General features: G+C 61.8%; 13 protein-coding genes. 1 reads left to right on the plus strand and 12 read right to left on the minus strand.

Annotated elements, in window-relative coordinates:
- Positions 1–212: 212 nt before the first annotated feature.
- The 6 genes from EGJ22_RS24005 to EGJ22_RS24030 form a co-directional block, all read right to left on the minus strand.
- Complete coding sequence (locus EGJ22_RS24005; RefSeq protein ID WP_029885348.1) at positions 213–1,631, minus strand: efflux transporter outer membrane subunit; 1,419 nt, start codon at positions 1,629–1,631, stop codon at positions 213–215.
- Positions 1,628–2,503 carry an HlyD family secretion protein gene (locus tag EGJ22_RS24010; protein ID WP_029885347.1) on the minus strand — a complete coding sequence of 292 codons (876 nt, stop codon included), beginning with the start codon at positions 2,501–2,503 and terminating at the stop codon, positions 1,628–1,630. Before EGJ22_RS24010 ends, EGJ22_RS24005 begins: the two co-directional genes overlap by 4 nt.
- Positions 2,500–2,712, minus strand: a complete 213-nt coding sequence (locus tag EGJ22_RS24015; RefSeq protein ID WP_009682394.1) for a DUF1656 domain-containing protein — start codon at positions 2,710–2,712, stop codon at positions 2,500–2,502. Before EGJ22_RS24015 ends, EGJ22_RS24010 begins: the two co-directional genes overlap by 4 nt.
- Entirely contained in the window at positions 2,709–4,796 is a 2,088-nt protein-coding gene (locus EGJ22_RS24020; RefSeq protein ID WP_029885346.1) for an FUSC family protein, read from the minus strand. The genes EGJ22_RS24015 and EGJ22_RS24020 overlap by 4 nt, the downstream gene beginning before the upstream one ends.
- Positions 4,793–5,245 (minus strand): MarR family winged helix-turn-helix transcriptional regulator, encoded by a 453-nt coding sequence (locus tag EGJ22_RS24025; protein ID WP_029885345.1) that lies wholly within the window; start codon positions 5,243–5,245, stop codon positions 4,793–4,795. The genes EGJ22_RS24020 and EGJ22_RS24025 overlap by 4 nt, the downstream gene beginning before the upstream one ends.
- 210 nt (positions 5,246–5,455) lie before the next feature.
- Positions 5,456–6,250 (minus strand): tetratricopeptide repeat protein, encoded by a 795-nt coding sequence (locus EGJ22_RS24030; protein ID WP_029885344.1) that lies wholly within the window; start codon positions 6,248–6,250, stop codon positions 5,456–5,458.
- 207 nt (positions 6,251–6,457) lie between these two features.
- On the opposite strand from EGJ22_RS24030, the gene EGJ22_RS24035 reads away from it, so the two are divergent.
- Positions 6,458–7,018 carry a WYL domain-containing protein gene (locus tag EGJ22_RS24035; protein WP_029885343.1) on the plus strand — a complete coding sequence of 187 codons (561 nt, stop codon included), beginning with the start codon at positions 6,458–6,460 and terminating at the stop codon, positions 7,016–7,018.
- A gap of 108 nt (positions 7,019–7,126) precedes the next feature.
- Here the strand turns inward: EGJ22_RS24035 and EGJ22_RS24040 are convergent, their stop codons facing one another.
- The 6 genes from EGJ22_RS24040 to EGJ22_RS24065 form a co-directional block, all read right to left on the minus strand.
- Positions 7,127–7,990, minus strand: a complete 864-nt coding sequence (locus EGJ22_RS24040; RefSeq protein WP_009682389.1) for an ABC transporter permease — start codon at positions 7,988–7,990, stop codon at positions 7,127–7,129.
- 13 nt (positions 7,991–8,003) lie between these two features.
- Positions 8,004–8,867, minus strand: a complete 864-nt coding sequence (locus EGJ22_RS24045) for an ABC transporter ATP-binding protein (protein ID WP_125920431.1) — start codon at positions 8,865–8,867, stop codon at positions 8,004–8,006.
- A 6-nt stretch (positions 8,868–8,873) separates the two neighbouring features.
- A complete protein-coding gene (locus tag EGJ22_RS24050; RefSeq protein ID WP_009682387.1) occupies positions 8,874–9,893 on the minus strand; it encodes an ABC transporter substrate-binding protein in 1,020 nt (339 codons plus the stop codon).
- Between the two features lie 17 nt (positions 9,894–9,910).
- The gene (locus EGJ22_RS24055) at positions 9,911–10,810 is read right to left on the minus strand and encodes a TauD/TfdA family dioxygenase (protein WP_029885341.1); all 900 of its coding nucleotides are present in this window, start codon (positions 10,808–10,810) and stop codon (positions 9,911–9,913) included.
- Positions 10,811–11,007: 197 nt separating this feature from the next.
- The gene (locus EGJ22_RS24060) at positions 11,008–11,349 is read right to left on the minus strand and encodes a hypothetical protein (protein ID WP_009682385.1); all 342 of its coding nucleotides are present in this window, start codon (positions 11,347–11,349) and stop codon (positions 11,008–11,010) included.
- A 212-nt stretch (positions 11,350–11,561) separates the two neighbouring features.
- The coding region (locus EGJ22_RS24065; protein ID WP_125920432.1) for an immunoglobulin-like domain-containing protein at positions 11,562–15,569 on the minus strand (4,008 nt) is incomplete at its 5' end.

Below are 15,569 nucleotides of genomic sequence, written 5' to 3' on the forward strand. Positions count from 1 at the left end.
GCCGCGCGGGCGGCGCTCGATCTCACAGGCGCTGAAGATGCTCCGGCTACCCTTGCCAGGAACCATAGAATCTCCCATAGGCTTACGCTTCAGCCTTGCAGCAGGGGCTGGCCTGTCAGGGCCTCAGCGCAGGCAAACCAGCTCGCACAGGAAATTATAGTGCTCGAGGACAGCGACGAACCTGTGGGAGCTGGCTTGCCGGCGATTGGGCCTCAAGGCTTTGAAGTGTCCTTCCAGCCGCCACCGAGGGCGAGGAACACACCAATTTGCCCCAACGCCACTTGGCTATCGGCCGCTGCCAGTTGCGCGCGCATGTCGGTATAGGTGCGGGTCGCCTGCAAGTCCGCCAGGAACGACTCACGCCCGGCCTGGTAGTACCGGTGCGTCTGGTCTGCCGCATCCTTGGCCGACTTCTCTGCCTCGGCCAGTGCGTCACGCCGGTCCAGCAGGGCACTGTACTGCGCCAGGCGAGTCTGGGTCTCGCGGATGGCGTTCAGTACCACGCCGTCGAAATTCGCCAAGGCTGCTTGCGTAGAGGCTTCAGCCATGCGAATGCGGGCGCGTGTGCCGTTGGTGGGGATGCTCCAGCTGATCTGCGGGCCGAAACCCCAGCGGTTGGTCGACGGCTCACCAAGGTTTTCCAGAATACCAATCGTGCCCACCTGGGCACCGATGCTGATGTCCGGGTACAGCGCGCCGGTAGCAACCCCGATAGAGGCAGTTGCTGCGGCCAGCTGGCGTTCGGCCTGGCGCACATCAGGCCGGCGTTTGAGCAACGCAGCACCGTCGCCCACCGGCACCAACTGGTTCAGGTGCGGCAGCTCGGCACAATCGGCGGTGCCGGCGGGCAACTGGTCTACCGGTTTGGCCAATAACGCAGCCAAGGTGTACAGGCCGGTTTCACGCTCGGCCTTGAAGCGCGGCAGTTCGGCGCGCAAGGACTTGAACTGGGTCTGCGAGCGGGTGACCTGGGTTTCATCGCCACGACCTGCATCACGCAAGCGCTGGTTAAGCTTTACGCTTTGCTCCTGCAAGTCGAGCGACTGGCGGGCGATGTGGTATTCCTCGTTGGCCGAGCACACTTGGGTATACGCCTTGACCACGTCGGCCACCAAGGTGATGCGGGCGGTATCGGCAGCAGCCTGCACCGCGTCTGCATTGGCCTTTGCAGCCTCGGTACCACGCTTGAACGTGCCCCACAGGTCGAACTGATACGAAGCGCTGATGATGGCCTCGCCAATGTTGGCCACCGGCACCTTCTCAGGCTGCAGGAAAGCTTCGCCAGACTCCTGCAAGCGCTGGGCACCCAGTTTGACGCCGCCGTTGAAGCCACCTTGCGACTCGGCCACTTCGACCTGGGCGCGGGCCTTGGCGATGTTGGCCGCGGCTACGCGCAGCTCGGTATTGGCACTCAGAGCCTGGCGCACCAGCTCGTTCAGCCGTTGATCCTGATACAGCTGCCACCAGTCCTCGGGCACCGGCGCCGAAACCACGCTGTCGGCATCCTGGCGCAGCGGGCCATTGAGGTCGCTGCGTTGCACCGCCGCGTCCTTCGGCACCTCATAGTCGGGGCCTACCATCATGCAGGCCCCCAGCGACAGGCACAGGCCAGCCAGGATGAGCTGTTTCATGGGTGCTGGCCCTCGATGATCGACACCGTTGCGGTACGCCCGGCGATCATGCGGAAGTCCTCAGGCACTTCGTCAAACGCAATGCGCACCGGAATACGCTGGGCCAGGCGCACCCAGCTGAACGCCGGGTTGACGTTGGGCAGCAGGTTGGCGCCGCTGCTGCGGTCGCGGTCTTCGATGCCGGCGGCAAAGCTCTGCACATGGCCGCGCAGGCGGGTGTTGTCGCCCATCACGCGGATATCCACGGCATCGCCGATATGGATGCCGCCAAGCTTGGTTTCTTCGAAGTAGCCGTCGACGTGGTACGAGGCACTGTCGACCACCGACAGCACCGGGCGGCCGGCGGTGACGAATTCGTGGTTACGCGGCGCACGGTCGTTCAGGTAGCCATCTACCGGGCTGCGTACCACCGAGCGGTCGAGGTTGAGCTGGGCGGTATCGACCGCCACCTGTGCCTCGCTGACGGCCGAGCGGGCGCGGGCCACGCGGGACTGGCTTTCCTCCAGTTGCTCGGCCGCCACCAGGTTGCCCAGCTTGCGGTTGCGCTGCGCTTCGCGGGAGGCCTGGGCCAGGGTTTCCTGGCGCTCGCCGAGGGTGGCCTTGGCCTGGCGCAGGGCCAGGGTGAAGCGGTCCTGGTCGATGGTGAACAGCACGTCGCCGCGCTTGACGGTCTGGTTGTCGTGCACCTCGACTTTCTGGATCAAGCCCGACACATCGGGGGCGATCTGGATCACGTCGGCGCGGATATGGCCGTCGCGCGTCCAGGGCGCAAACATGTAGTAGACGACCATCTGCCATACGAGCACGGCGGCGAACGTCACTACCAGCAAGGTCAGGACCACACGGCCCAGGGTCAGCAAAGGTTTTTTCATGGCAGCATCAGGTTTCGGCAAAAGTGGTCCACCGCGCCAAGCAGCACGGCATACAGGGCAACGTTGAACAACGCCCGGTGCCAGACCAGGCGGTAGAAATGCATGCGCACCAGCACCGCGTGCAACCCAAGGAACAGCAGGTAGGTGCCAAGCATCATCACCAGCAGCGTGGGTAGGAACACCCCGCTGATATCCAGTTCACCAATCACAGGGGCGCTCCGTCGAGGCCGGCAGGCAGTTGCAGTTGTTCGGCGGGTTCGAGCATCACCTCCACACCTGGCAGCAGGGCAAGGCGCAGGCCGCTCAGCGCATGCAGCAGATGGGTGCGGGCATCGCCACGCTCGTACAGTTCATCCAGGTTCAGTGCCAGCCGCGCCCGCTCCATGTTGCGCAGCAGCGCGGCCGGCGCGTGCAGCCGCTGGCCAGCATGCAGGCAGGCGGCGTAGTGCGCACCCACCTCGGTAACCACGGTGTTGAGGCGGTCACGGGCTTGCTGACCAGCGCGCGGCAGATAGGCCAGCAAGTCGAGCAGGTTCAACCCCACACGCAGGTCACGCAGCGCTACACCGCTGTCCTGGCCCGTTTGCGAAAGGCGCGGCAGGTGCTGCATCAGGCGGTCGAGCATCTGTACGCCAAGCTTGCGGTGTTCGGCCAGGGTCGCCGGCTCGGTCATTTCGACAATGTCGCGCCAGGCGAAGCGGGTCATGCGCTTGGCAGCCAGCTCTACCCCAAAGGGGCGCATGACCAACGTCCAGATGAAGGCGAACAGCAGGCCGACAGGGCCGGCCAGGTTGGAATTCAGGAAGGTGAAGAAGTCGGCATCATAGGCGCCCTGGATGCTAATGAAAGTCGAGGTGTTGACGATGGTCAGCAACGTGCCCAGGTAAAAACGCGGTTGCACGGTCAGGGTGCCGACGCAGATGAACGGCACGGCAAAGGCCAGCACCAGCATCGGGAAGTCGTGCAGGTTGGGCAGCACCAGGAACAGGTACAGGCTGGAGAAGATCACCGACAGCAAGGTCCAGAAGAAGAACCGGTAGATCTGCGGTGCCGGGTCGTCCATGGCCGCGAAGAAACTGCACGACACGGCCGCGAGAATTACCGCGCTGGCGCCGTCGTTCCAGCCCAGGCCAATCCACAGGCCACAAGCGACGATGATCGCCAGCACCGTGGTGGCCACCGAGTACAGCATCAGGCCACGGTCGAAGAACGGTGTCAGGCGGCCCAGGCGCCAGTGCCGGTACACGGCCCGCCAGGGCGTGGCATCGTCGGTGCGCAGGGCATGTTGCAAGGTGCAGCAGTCCTGCCACAGGTCGGCCCATTCGGTCAGCCGGTACAGGGCGTTGGATAACAGCAGCTCGGCGCGCTGGTCGAGCATGGCGGCAGCGGGCTGCAGGCGCTCGATCTGCTCGTGCAGCGCAGCCCAGCGGGCGACAGAAGCGCTGGCGGCAGTCCCTTGCAGCCATTCGCGAGCGCTGGCGAGCACAGGCTGCAACTGGGCGAACTGAGCCGGGGCGCGGCCCTCCAGTGCAACCAGCGCATCATCGAGCGCATCGATGACCGGCAGCAGGTGAATCATCCGCCCACGCAGCTCACGGGCGTTTTTCAGGGTGTGCGGTCCAGCCCCTTCGTGGCCGAGCTGGCCGATCATCAGCTCCAGCGAGTTGAAGGTGGTGACCATCGCCCCGCGCATGCCGCCGACCTTGTCGGTGCTGCCAGCGCGGGCCAGGTAGGTATCGCTGTAGTTAAGGGCCTCGGTAAACCAGTTGCCGGTGGCGCCGACCACCACTGGGGCCAGCCGACGAGGCCAGAAAATGGCGCCAACGACGGCTGCGCAGACGATGCCCAGGCAGATTTCCTGGGCGCGGGAAGACGCTACGTCAAACACCGCCAGGGGGTTATCCACAACCGCCAGTGCGATCATCGGCAAGGTGTAGCCGGCCAGCATCAGCATGTAGTTGTTGGCCGTGCGCAGGTTCAGCGAAAGGAACAGCAGGGTGCCGGTCCACAGGGCGATGGCAATGCTCAGCAGCAACGGCGACTGTACCAGCGGTGGCACCAGGAGGACCGCCCCCCCGGCACCGAGCAAGGTGCCCACGGCACGGTACAGCGCCTTGGAGCTGGTTGGGCCAACGAAGGGGCTGGAAACGATGTACACCGTGGCCATGGCCCAGTAGGGCCGCGGCAACTGCATGAGCAGGGCAATGTACAGGGCGATCATCGAGGCCGCGAAGGTGCGCACCCCGTAGAACCAGTCCCGCGCCGGGGGGACCGAGCTGAAGAAGCCGTTCATGCCACCCCGCCTGCACCGCCCAGGCCGGCAGCCTCGAAGGCGCGCAGCACGCGCAAGGCGGCTTCCAGGTCAGCCTGATCGATGCCTTGCAGCACATCCCTGCGCACGCGCACCAGTTCGGCTTCGATGGCTTCGGCCAAGCGGCGGCCTTCAGCGGTGAGGCTCAGGGCCTTGGCGCGACGGTCGAGGGGGTCTTCACTGCGGCAGACCAGGCCAGCCTTGCACAGTTGGTCGAGCAGGCGTACCAGTGACGGGCTTTCCAGGCCGGCTGCCTGGGCCACCGCCACCTGATGCACACCGTCGCCGAGGCGCACGATCATCAGCAGCGGCGCAGCGCAGGCCTCGGAGATGCCGTAACTGGTCAACGCGCAATGGCAGATGCGCCGCCAATGGCGAGCCGCAACTACCATGCCACTGCTGACCTGCAGGCGTAGGAGATCAAGGGACATGAACAGTATCCAGGTATATTCATAGTTTGCTAACTATCAATATACGCTCGTACCTCCCCCTTTCGTCAACAGCGGGTGATGAGGGGTATCGATGAATGGTTGTGCATGCTGGAGGGTGTATTGCCTGTGCTGGCGCTATCGCCGGCAAGCCGGCTCCCACAGGTATTGCAAACATATTGCAGCCTGTGGTCGCCTGTGCGAGCGGGGGAATCAGGGGTGTATCTGGTCTTCCAGCTTCATGGTCAGGGCGAGTGTGCTGCCCATCTGCAAGGCGCGGTCGCGCCACTGCAGGTAGCGCACGCTGTCACGGCTGCTGAAATGCACCGCCAGCTCTTCGGCCGCCTGTACCACCCCTGCGGCTGCCGCCAGTTCCAGCCAGTACAATGCAGCCTTGATGTCGGGTTCCACGTACAACCCGTGCATCAAGCGATAACCCACCTCGAAGCGGCAACGCGCTTCGCCACGCTCGGCCCCGCGCATGAACCACTGGTAGGCCTGCACCAGGTCTACCTGCCATTGCTGCTCGCCATCGCACACTTCTTCTTCATACAGGTCACCCAGGGCCGCCGCGGCATGCAGCATGCCGCGCTCGAAGGCCTGCCGGTAGCAATCCGCCGCCTGGGCATAGGAGGGGTCGATACCCTTGCCGAAGTAATGCTGCTGCCCCAGGTTGAACCATGCGGCAGCATTGCCCTGCAGTGCCGCCATGCGCAACAGGTGCCCGGCCAACACGGTGTCAGCGCGCCAATACTTGCCGTTGAGCCAGATCCAGCCGAGGTCGTTGAGCGCCGCTACGCTACCTTGCAATGCCTGGCGGCGCAGGTCGGCGTAAACGGCCTGCAGGTCACTGGCTTCGTCCAGGCGGTTGATCAGCAGCGAGCGCTGGCTGGGCAAGCCTACCCCGGCGAACAACCGATGCCGCCTGCCGGCCGGTGCCGGGGCGGCGATGACCCGTTCGGGCAAAAGGCGGGCAAGCAGCGAATGGATATTGCTGGCAGCAGACATGTTCATCCTCATTGAACGACGCACAACCCCAACCTTCGGCTGTGATGAGGCGTGATTCTGCGTGATGTCACGTCAAAACCTGTCGCGAACGATTCGGCATCAGGCAACCAAATGCGACTTACTTGATCTGAGCAGGGCGTGGCCAATTGCCATGCCCCTCGCCTGCCGCCATGCTATGACGGCAAGCCTAGACAAGGACGTTATCTTTTGCCGTTCGCCACCACCCGCGCCACCCTCAGCCGCCAATGGGCGCTGCTACGTCAGCTACCCAGTCGCTCTCCAGGCATTACCAGCGCCGAACTGGTGTGGCGCCTGCGCGATGTGGGCTTCACTGTCAGCAAGCGTACCGTTGAACGCGACCTGAATGAGCTTTCGTTGATTTTTCCGCTAGAGCGCAATGACAAGAGCATACCGTTCGGCTGGCACTGGGCGGCCAGTGCCGTGGGCGAACTGCGCGGTAATTTCGACTTGTTGAGCCACTTGCGCGGCGATGCACTGCAACCGGCCCAGGGGGAGGGCGTGGAGTTGGTGGCGTGGATCAGCGATGCATTGGCGCGGCAGTTGCGCGAGGCGCCGCTGAGCAGCGACATGCAGCTGACGGCGCTGGAGCATGGGCACCGGCTGCGAGCCACGGTCAGCGATGGCTGGCCGCTGCGCTGGTGGCTATTGAGCCAGGGTGATGGGGTGGTGGTGGAGCAGCCGACGGGGTTGCGCGAGGCGATTGGCAAAACCCTGAGCAATGCGGCTGCGCAGTACCAGAAGATGTAGCCTGTACTGCCCCTATCCCCGTCAAGCCAGCTCGGGCACGCCAAACGCCGCAAGCAAGATTGTCGCCGACCTTAGGCGCTGGCTTGCCGGCGTCCGGGCCGGTACAGGTCAGCGCTGCATCCCCCAGCGCCGCACGGTCAGCCGCTCAAGGGTATTGAACACCAGTCCTTCTACCAGCAGACCAATCAGGATCACCACCGCCAACCCGGCAAACACCTTGTCGGTATACAGCTCGTTGCGATTCTGAAAGATGTACCAGCCAAGCCCGCCTTTGCCACTGCTGGCCCCGAACACCAGCTCAGCAGCGATCAGGGTGCGCCAGGCAAATGCCCAACCGATCTTCAAACCCGACAGGATCGATGGCAAGGCCGCCGGCACCAGGATGTACAGCACTAGCCGCAGACCTTTCAGGCCATAGTTGCGGCCTGCCATGCGCAGGGTCTCGGACACGCCGAGGAACCCAGCGTAGGTGTTGAGCGCCAGCGCCCAGAGCACCGAATGCACCAGCACGAAGATCAAGCTGTTATCACCCAGGCCGAACCACAGCAAGGCCAGTGGCAACAGCGCGATGGCCGGCAGTGGGTTGAACATCGAGGTCAGCGTGCCCAGCAAGTCACGCCCCAATTGGGTCGAAACGGCCAGACTGGTTAGGCCGAAGGCAAGGACGATACCCAGCACATACCCTTTGATCAGGATTACCAGCGAAACCCCGACCTTGGCCAGCAGCTCGCCACTGACCAGGCCGTCCCAGAGGGCCACGGCGGTTTGCAAGAAGCCGGGCAGCAGCAAGTCATTGCTCTGATAGCGGGCGACCGCCTCCCAGAGTACGGCGATAACCAACAGAAGTGCCGCCTTGCGCAGCCAGCCCTGCTGCCACAGGCGCTGGGCCAAGGGTAATTGCCGCTCCACAGGAACACTGAGCAGGGGCTGCAGTTGCACTTCATATTCCCGGCGTAAAGGGGTAGTGGTCATGGCTGAGACTCCTTCAGTAAGCAACGCGAATATCGTTGAAGCCAAGACCTTCATGCGGCTCGGGCGTATCCGCCTCGTCGAACAGCAAGCGGTGAATGCGCCGGGCACTGGCCTGGAAGTCACTCCCGCCCAAGCTGCCCAGGTCATACTGATGGCTGTGCACCTCAGCACGCACCCGCCCTGGGTGGGGCGACAGCAACAGGATGCGGTTGCCGACCACCAGTGCTTCTTCGATGGAGTGGGTCACGAACAGCAAGGTGAAGCGGACTCCCTCCCATAACGACAGCAATTCTTCCTGCATCTTTCGCCGGGTCAGGGCGTCCAGAGCAGCAAACGGCTCGTCCATCAGCAGGATCTTCGGCTGCGTGGCCAAGGCGCGAGCAATCGCTACGCGAGCTTTCATGCCGCCCGACAAAGTGTGTGGGTAGGCATCGGCGAAAGCCGCCAGGCCGACCTTGTCCAGGTAATGCAGCGCTCGCTCCTGGGCCTCGGCACGTGTTAGCTGGCCCGACACCAGTAGCGGGAACATGACATTCTGCTTGACCGTTTTCCACGGAGGCAGCTGGTCGAACTCCTGGAACACCACAATACGGTCAGGCCCTGGGCCGCGGATCGCCTGGCCCTGCAACAGCATCTGCCCTTCCTCGGGCGCAATGAACCCGGCTACTGCCTTGAGCAAGGTGGACTTGCCGCAACCGGACGGCCCGAGCAACACAAAACGGTCGGCAAGGTCGACTTCGAAGCTGACTTGGTGAGTAGCGCGCACCACGCGCTGCGCGGTGCGGTATTCGAGGCTGAGGTTGTCCACCTTGAGCAAAGGCGGTGTGGCGACACGGCTCAGGTTGCTGGCCGCGTGGCCTGGCAAAGGGGCGGTCATGATCGCTCAGCTCCCCTGCAACGGGCGTTCATCCTGGAAGAAATAGTCCTTCCACGATTCGGGCTTGTGCTTGATGGCGCCGACCCGATACAGGAAATCGGCCAGCTTGTAGGTATTCTTTGGCGTGATTGTGAACTCGTATTGCGGGTTGTCGATCAGCTTGATCAGCGCGTCGCGGTCGATCTTGGCCTTGGTCACGCGGATGTAGGTATCGGCAGCGGCTGCCTTATCGTTCTGGGCGAAGTCTGCCGCTTCGGCCAGGGCGTCGACAAAGGCCTTGTAGGTTTTTGGGTTGTCCTTGCGGAATTTTTCGGTGGCAAACAGCAACGTCGGCGAGTTGGGGCCGAGCAGGTCATAGCTGTTGAGCACCACGTGCACGTTCTTGTTGGCCAGTACCTGATCTTGGAACGGCGGATTGGAGAAGTGCCCGTTCAGTTCGGTGCCGCCGGCCAGCAACGCGGCAGTGGCGTCTGGGTGCGGTACCGCCAAGGTAAACTTGTCGAGCCGGTTGTATTCCTTGTCGCCCCACTGTTGGGCAGCGGCGTACTGCAGGAAGCGCGACTGCACCGAAACGCCTACCGCCGGCACCGCGATGCGGTCCTTGTCGGAGATGTCGGCAATAGTCTTCACATTGGGGTTGCTGCTGACCAGGTAATACGGGAAGTTGCCCAGCGAAGCCACGGCCTTGACGTTCTGCCGACCCTTGGTGCGGTCCCAGACGGTCAGCAGCGGGCCGACGCCAGCGCCGGCGATGTCCACCGAGCCAGACAGCAAAGCGTCATTGATGGCCGAACCACCCGACAGTTGGGCCCAGTCGACTTCGATGTCGATGCCCTGCTCTTTACCGTGCTTCTCGATCAGGTGCTGGTCGCGTACCACGTTAAGTAGCAAGTAGACGATGCCAAACTGCTCGGCTATGCGGATCTTGCCTTCTGCTCGTGCCACGGCAGGGGCTGCCAGACTGCTTGCGACCAGGCTAACGCCCAAGCCGATACTTGCCGCCAGGCGGCTGATGGGTTTGCGCATGATGGTTTCCTCAGTCTTCAGAAAGGGGCATCGCCCTGGATAGTGGTGCGGTAGAGCTTGCGCCGCAGGTGGGAGGGGCAACCGGTAGCCAGGTGGATCAGCGAGCGGTTGTCCCAGAACACCAGATCATGGGGCTGCCACTGGTGGCGATAGAGGTTCTGCTCCAGTACGCTCAGGGCGTACAGCTGTTGCAACACGTCGCGGCTTTCGTCGTCTGGCAGGCCAACAATGCGAGTGGTGAAGCCTTCGCTGACAAACAGCGCCCTACGGCCGTTTTCCGGGTGGGTACGCACCACCGGGTGGATGACCTCCTTCACCTGAGCCAACTGCTCGGCAGTCAAGGTCGGGCGCCAGTTACCCTCAAACTTGGTTTCTGCGTAGCGGGCAGTGTACGAGTGAGCGGCGCTGCGGCCTTCGACCACTTTGCGCAGGGCGTCAGGCACGGCGTCCCAGGCTTTATGCATGTCGGCAAACAGGGTGTCGCCACCTTCACTGGGCAACTCCTGCGCATGCAGCATGGAACCCAGGCTAGGCAGTTCCTTGTATGACAGGTCCGAGTGCCAGAACTTGCCGGCGTCACCCAGGCCGATGTGCTGGCCGTTTTCGATGATGTTGGAAACGATCAGGATCTCGGGGTGGCCAGCAAGCAGGAACTGCTTGAGCACGTGGATCTGCAATTCGCCGAAACGTCGGCTGAAGGCTATTTGCTGTTCCGGGCTGATGCGCTGGTCGCGGAACACCAGCACATGATGATCGAGGTGGGCACGACGGATTCGGCTGAAATCCTCGGCGTTGACAGGCCTGGCCAGATCCAGGCCGATGATTTCGGCACCGGTGGCTCCGGCGAAAGGGCGGATTTCGAAGGGTTGCGGCTGGGCGCTGTCGATGATCGACAATGCGTTCGAGGCGGCTGACATTATTCACTCCCACGCAGTGCGCGACTTCAATTCGCGCAACGATCAGAAACGCACGGGGATTTCCCGTGTGGGTTCAAGTCGTGCGGCGCATCGATTGGTCGACGGGTACGCAGTGGAAGCAACTATAAAGTCATAAACAAGATATTTTAAATACCATTAAGGAATATCAATAGCATCGCAACCGAGGCGTCGTAGCCTCAGATCAACCCGCCCTGCTCATCTTCGTCGATCAGGTTATTCAGGCTGCTGAGGGCCTTGCGCGCGGTAGCGCGGTTCAGCAGCTTAGCCTGTGCCCCCGGCGGCAGGTCAGTGATCTTGAATACCCCTTTGGCAGTCAGCACATCGATCAGGTCTTCAAGTACGCGGATCATGTCCAGGTCACTTTGCTTGAGCTGATTGAGGCTGTTTTCCACGACGTCATCAGCAAACCATTCCTGAATATCGGCGTGGTCGGCGGGGAGCATCTCGGTGAACGCATCAAAAGCGGCTGCCTCTACACGCAGCAACTCACCGGCGGCATTGCGTTGCACGTAGAACATGGCGGTGTCCCTCGTCACTTTGGTTCCTTGTTGGTAGGCAGCAGCATAGGCAAAGATCAGCGGGCACGCAGGCCCAACGCCTGAGTATGCGCTGTCGGAAGATGCCGGGAAAGAGCCGGCACGGCCATTACCCGGTTGATGGGGCCCTTGCGGGCGCGGCTTTGTGGGATCAAGCAGGGGCCACGACGGTAAGGCGCGGCCCCTTCAACACATCAGCTGTCCTTGTTATGGATGATGATGGTCGGGTCAGCACCACTGATCAACGAGTTGATCGTGGTGTTGGACCAGTTCACCCCTTCGAGCTTGATGGTCACATCGGCATTGGCGATACCCCCTGCGGCGTTGAGCTTGCCTTCGCTGCTGACCTGCAAGGTGGTTGTACCTTCAACCGTGGTGAGTTTCAGGTAATTGTCGATGGTACTGCCCTTCTCGCCTTGCAGCAGATCGCTCAAGTCGATCTTGTCCTTGTCCCCCATCTTGAAGTCTTTGATGACGTCGTTACCGAAATCACCCGCCTTCCACACGAAGGTGTCTGCGCCGCTGCCACCAATCAGGATATCGTCGCCCTGGCCACCGATGAGGGTGTCGTTCCCGGTACCGCCCAGCAGGATATCGTTGCCTTTGCCACCATCGAGCGTGTCGTTACCACCTTGGCCAAAGAGAATGTCGTTGCCATTGCCGCCCGACAGAATGTCGTTGCCGTCTTTGGCGCCGGAGATGTCAAACTCGTTGTAATGCTCAGTGATGTACTGGTGGACATTGCTGGTGGTGATGGAGCTGACATCAACGCCGCTCTTCTGTGCGACATAGCTTTGCAGGGCCTGGTAGCCCTCGCTGACGACACCATTGAGGGTAATCAGGTCACCGAAGATGATGTCGTTGCCGTTGCCACCGTCGATGGTATCAGCACCTGGCACCGTGGCTTCGGTATGACCGAGAATCGCCTTCGCCAGGTCGGACGGGTCGATGTTGGTCTGCGGCTTGCCTGCGCTGTCGTAAGGCTTCAGGTCGCTCAGTGTGACATCGCTGTTCAGGCCGATTGCCTGCACCTTGCTCAAACCATTGGTACCGCCAAGTACTGCGAAGCTGGCATTGGAGCCGGCCGCCGAGTCTACGTAGTTCCAGTAGTCTCCATAGCCCGTGCCATCGAGGTTCGAGAACTCGTAGGTCCCGTCCCCTTGCGCATGGAGCGTGCCGACGGTCTTGGTGGAGTCGAGCACCAGCACACCCGAGCGGTTTTCGGTGTACGTCAGGACTTTGACCGACCCTGCACTACTGATCTCGATCTTGTGCGTGTAGTCCGCCCAAGCACTGAAGGTATCACCCATCTTGTAGTTGTTGACGTTAACCACATCGTCCAGGTACTTGCCGCCAGTCCACAGGCGGGGGTTGGTCGATTCGCCACTCTGATAGTACGTCGGTTTACCGTCGGTGATGAAGTAAGTCAGGTTGTCGGCACCGGTGTTGCTGGTGGCCATGGTGCTCTTGAAGAAGTTGGACGTGGTCTTGAAGGCGTCTTCATAGTTGGTGCCGCCCCCGTTGTAACCACCCACCATCGAGTTCAGTACCGCCTGCAGCTTGCTCAATGCATCCGCGTCGGCAAGGTTCACCGCCACGTTCTTGTTGACCTGGGTGTCGAAGTCGACGAGGAAGATGTTCACCGTACCGGAAGTATCAGCACCCAGGCTGGCCTTGAGCGAGTTGAATACCGAAGCCAACTGTGTCTTGGCATCGGCAATCGACTTATCACTCATGCTGCCCGAACTGTCGACCATGAAGGCGATGTTGTAGTTCTTGCCCTGCACCACGTTCAGGCCCGCCACGTCGGCGACGATGATGTCGTTACCTTCGCTGCCGGTCATGGCGTCGCTGCCCGATGTGCCTACGCTGGCCTTGTAGGTCGCGGGATACACGGTTACCGGGATATTGCCGGTGGTAATAGCCGAACCACCCACGCTTTCAGTGGCAGTCGAGATGACCGTGACGTCGAACGAACCTTTGTAGTAGGTCGGTGGCGTCAGCGTCAGGCTGCTGAGTTTCCAGCCCGTTACGTCCACCGGCGTGCTGCCTACCGTGACAGTATGGCCTGCACCGTCGCTGAGTACGGTCCCTTTGGGGATACCACTGAGGCTTACGCTCAGGGTTTCCGAACCGTCAGTGTCGGTCAGGGCGGTGGAGATAGCCACCAGTTTGACCGAGCCGCCCTCCGGCCCCTCGTTGAGCTTGTAGCCGTCGTAGTAGCTTTGCCCGTTCACAGTGTGCAGATCGGACACGCCCAGGCCAGCCTTGGCCATCTCGGTCACGTTCTGGTACATCTTGATGTTCGAGCTGCTCAGGTCGGTAACGCCACCGTCGCCGACCTTGATGTTCAGGTCATAGCTGCCTGGGCCGGCCTGGTTGGCATGGTAGACCTCGATCGGGTAGTAGCCGCTGGTGTTTGGGGTAAAGGTCCCCGACACCTGGCCACCAGCACCCCAGGTGGCAGTGACCACAGTCTTGCCGCCGATGGTGACCACGAAGCTGTCGTCTGCAGTGCCGCTGAAGGTGTAGGTCTTGCCGGCTTCGAGGTAGATCAGGCCAGAGGTTTTCGAGCCGGTGCCACCTGCAACGCTGCCATCGGACTGAACATTGGTCGTGGTGCTGCTGGAGCTGGCACTGCCCGAGTTGGCAAAGACCGCCTTCAGGTCATCGCCGGTAATGCCGTTACCCCCCGTGCCCAGACCTTTGAGGCTGTTCCAGACTTCCTTGGTGAGGCCTTTGGAATCGATATCGGCGCTGCCGAAACTCAGCGTCGGCTTGTCGGCAACCGGGCGAATGTCGACCTTCATGGTCGAATCTGTGCCTACGTTGGTGCCGTCATTCGCCTTGAACTTGAATTGCGCGTAGTCGGCTTGCTGGTTGCCCACGCCGTTGCCGCCATAATTATCGGTACCCGACTCGTTGCGCAGCGGAACGAACTTCAGGTTGCCGGCCTCGATGCTGGCCTGGCTGACAACCTGGCCAACGCCCACATTCGTCCAGGCCGTGCCGTTGAAGAACTGCAACGTGCCGGAACCCGGGATCGAGCTGATGGTTACCGACAGACCAGTGTTGCCATCGGGGTCGGAAACATTGAAGTCGCTCCAGGCAAACACATAGTCGGTGTCTTCCACACCAAACACTGCACCGTCGCGCGAAACCGGCACGTGGTCGTTGTCCACGATGGCCGTGGTAACGCTCGACTTGCTGGTATCCACCTGCAGGTTCTCGAACTTGCCACCCGACACGCCTACGATCGTCACCACAAAGTTTTCGGTACCCTCGACCAGCTTGTCGTCGATGGTGCCGATGGTGAACGTGGTACCGCTGCTATTGGCCGGAATCTTCACAGTGGTCACACCGATGAAGTCCTCGCCGTTCTTGGCGGTGCCGCTGTAGCTGAGCGTGACGGTGACTTCGTCCTTGGCCTCGTGGGTGAGGTTCAGGGTGTAAGTACCCGTCTCGCCTTCGTTCAGAGACGTCGTGCCGTTGATGCTGACTTTAGCAACGTCACCTTGGCCAGACGGCTCGTCGGTTACCGATGTGCTGACGCTGGTGGTGCTCGGCACCAGTTTCTCGAACACCTTGTCGCCGCTCACGGTGATGTCGGTGATCGACTTGGTGATCGTCGGCTGGCCGCCTACGTACACGTCGTCCGGTGCATTGATGGTGACGCTGCCGGTGGCCGAACCCGCATTGATGGTGACCTGGGTGCCACCGCTCAGGGTGACGGTTACACCGCCATGGCCGGTAACCGGCAGGTTGCTGTTATCGCCCACCAAGGTCACGGTGTACGTAATCGCGCCACCTTCGGCCACGGTGGACTTGTCCACCGACAGCACTGCAGTGACCTTGCTTTCGGTATCGGTCACGCTGACCGAGGCCGGGTTGCTGAACTCCAGCTTCTCGAAGGTGGCGTTCGGCACTTCGGCCTTGCTGATACCTACCGTGACGGTGCCCGGGTCCTTGAACACGTCGTCACCTTGCGCCGGTGCGGTGTAGACCTTGCTGGTCTCGCCCGCTTTGAAGAGCACGGTGTCGTTGTTGCTCAGGGTGACGGTCAGGTCCTTGTCCAGCGGCTTGTTCAGGCTGACGGTGAAGGTCGGTGCAGTGGCTTCGTTGACCGAAGACTGGTTGGCAACGATGCTGACCTTGACCAGGTCACCTTGGCCAGACGGTTCATCGGTTACCGATGTGCTGAC

The organism is Pseudomonas sp. p99-361, assembly GCF_003935475.1.
Lineage (GTDB): Bacteria > Pseudomonadota > Gammaproteobacteria > Pseudomonadales > Pseudomonadaceae > Aquipseudomonas > Aquipseudomonas juntendi.

What these genes read in the sequence shown, in the direction of transcription:
- EGJ22_RS24005 (WP_029885348.1), bottom strand. Translation starts at nt 1,631, where the DNA reads ATGAAACAGCTCATCCTGGCTGGCCTGTGCCTGTCGCTGGGGGCCTGC.
- EGJ22_RS24010 (WP_029885347.1), bottom strand. Translation starts at nt 2,503, where the DNA reads ATGAAAAAACCTTTGCTGACCCTGGGCCGTGTGGTCCTGACCTTGCTG.
- EGJ22_RS24020 (WP_029885346.1), bottom strand. Translation starts at nt 4,796, where the DNA reads ATGAACGGCTTCTTCAGCTCGGTCCCCCCGGCGCGGGACTGGTTCTAC.
- EGJ22_RS24025 (WP_029885345.1), bottom strand. Translation starts at nt 5,245, where the DNA reads ATGTCCCTTGATCTCCTACGCCTGCAGGTCAGCAGTGGCATGGTAGTT.
- EGJ22_RS24030 (WP_029885344.1), bottom strand. Translation starts at nt 6,250, where the DNA reads ATGTCTGCTGCCAGCAATATCCATTCGCTGCTTGCCCGCCTTTTGCCC.
- EGJ22_RS24040 (WP_009682389.1), bottom strand. Translation starts at nt 7,990, where the DNA reads ATGACCACTACCCCTTTACGCCGGGAATATGAAGTGCAACTGCAGCCC.
- EGJ22_RS24045 (WP_125920431.1), bottom strand. Translation starts at nt 8,867, where the DNA reads ATGACCGCCCCTTTGCCAGGCCACGCGGCCAGCAACCTGAGCCGTGTC.
- EGJ22_RS24050 (WP_009682387.1), bottom strand. Translation starts at nt 9,893, where the DNA reads ATGCGCAAACCCATCAGCCGCCTGGCGGCAAGTATCGGCTTGGGCGTT.
- EGJ22_RS24055 (WP_029885341.1), bottom strand. Translation starts at nt 10,810, where the DNA reads ATGTCAGCCGCCTCGAACGCATTGTCGATCATCGACAGCGCCCAGCCG.
- EGJ22_RS24060 (WP_009682385.1), bottom strand. Translation starts at nt 11,349, where the DNA reads ATGTTCTACGTGCAACGCAATGCCGCCGGTGAGTTGCTGCGTGTAGAG.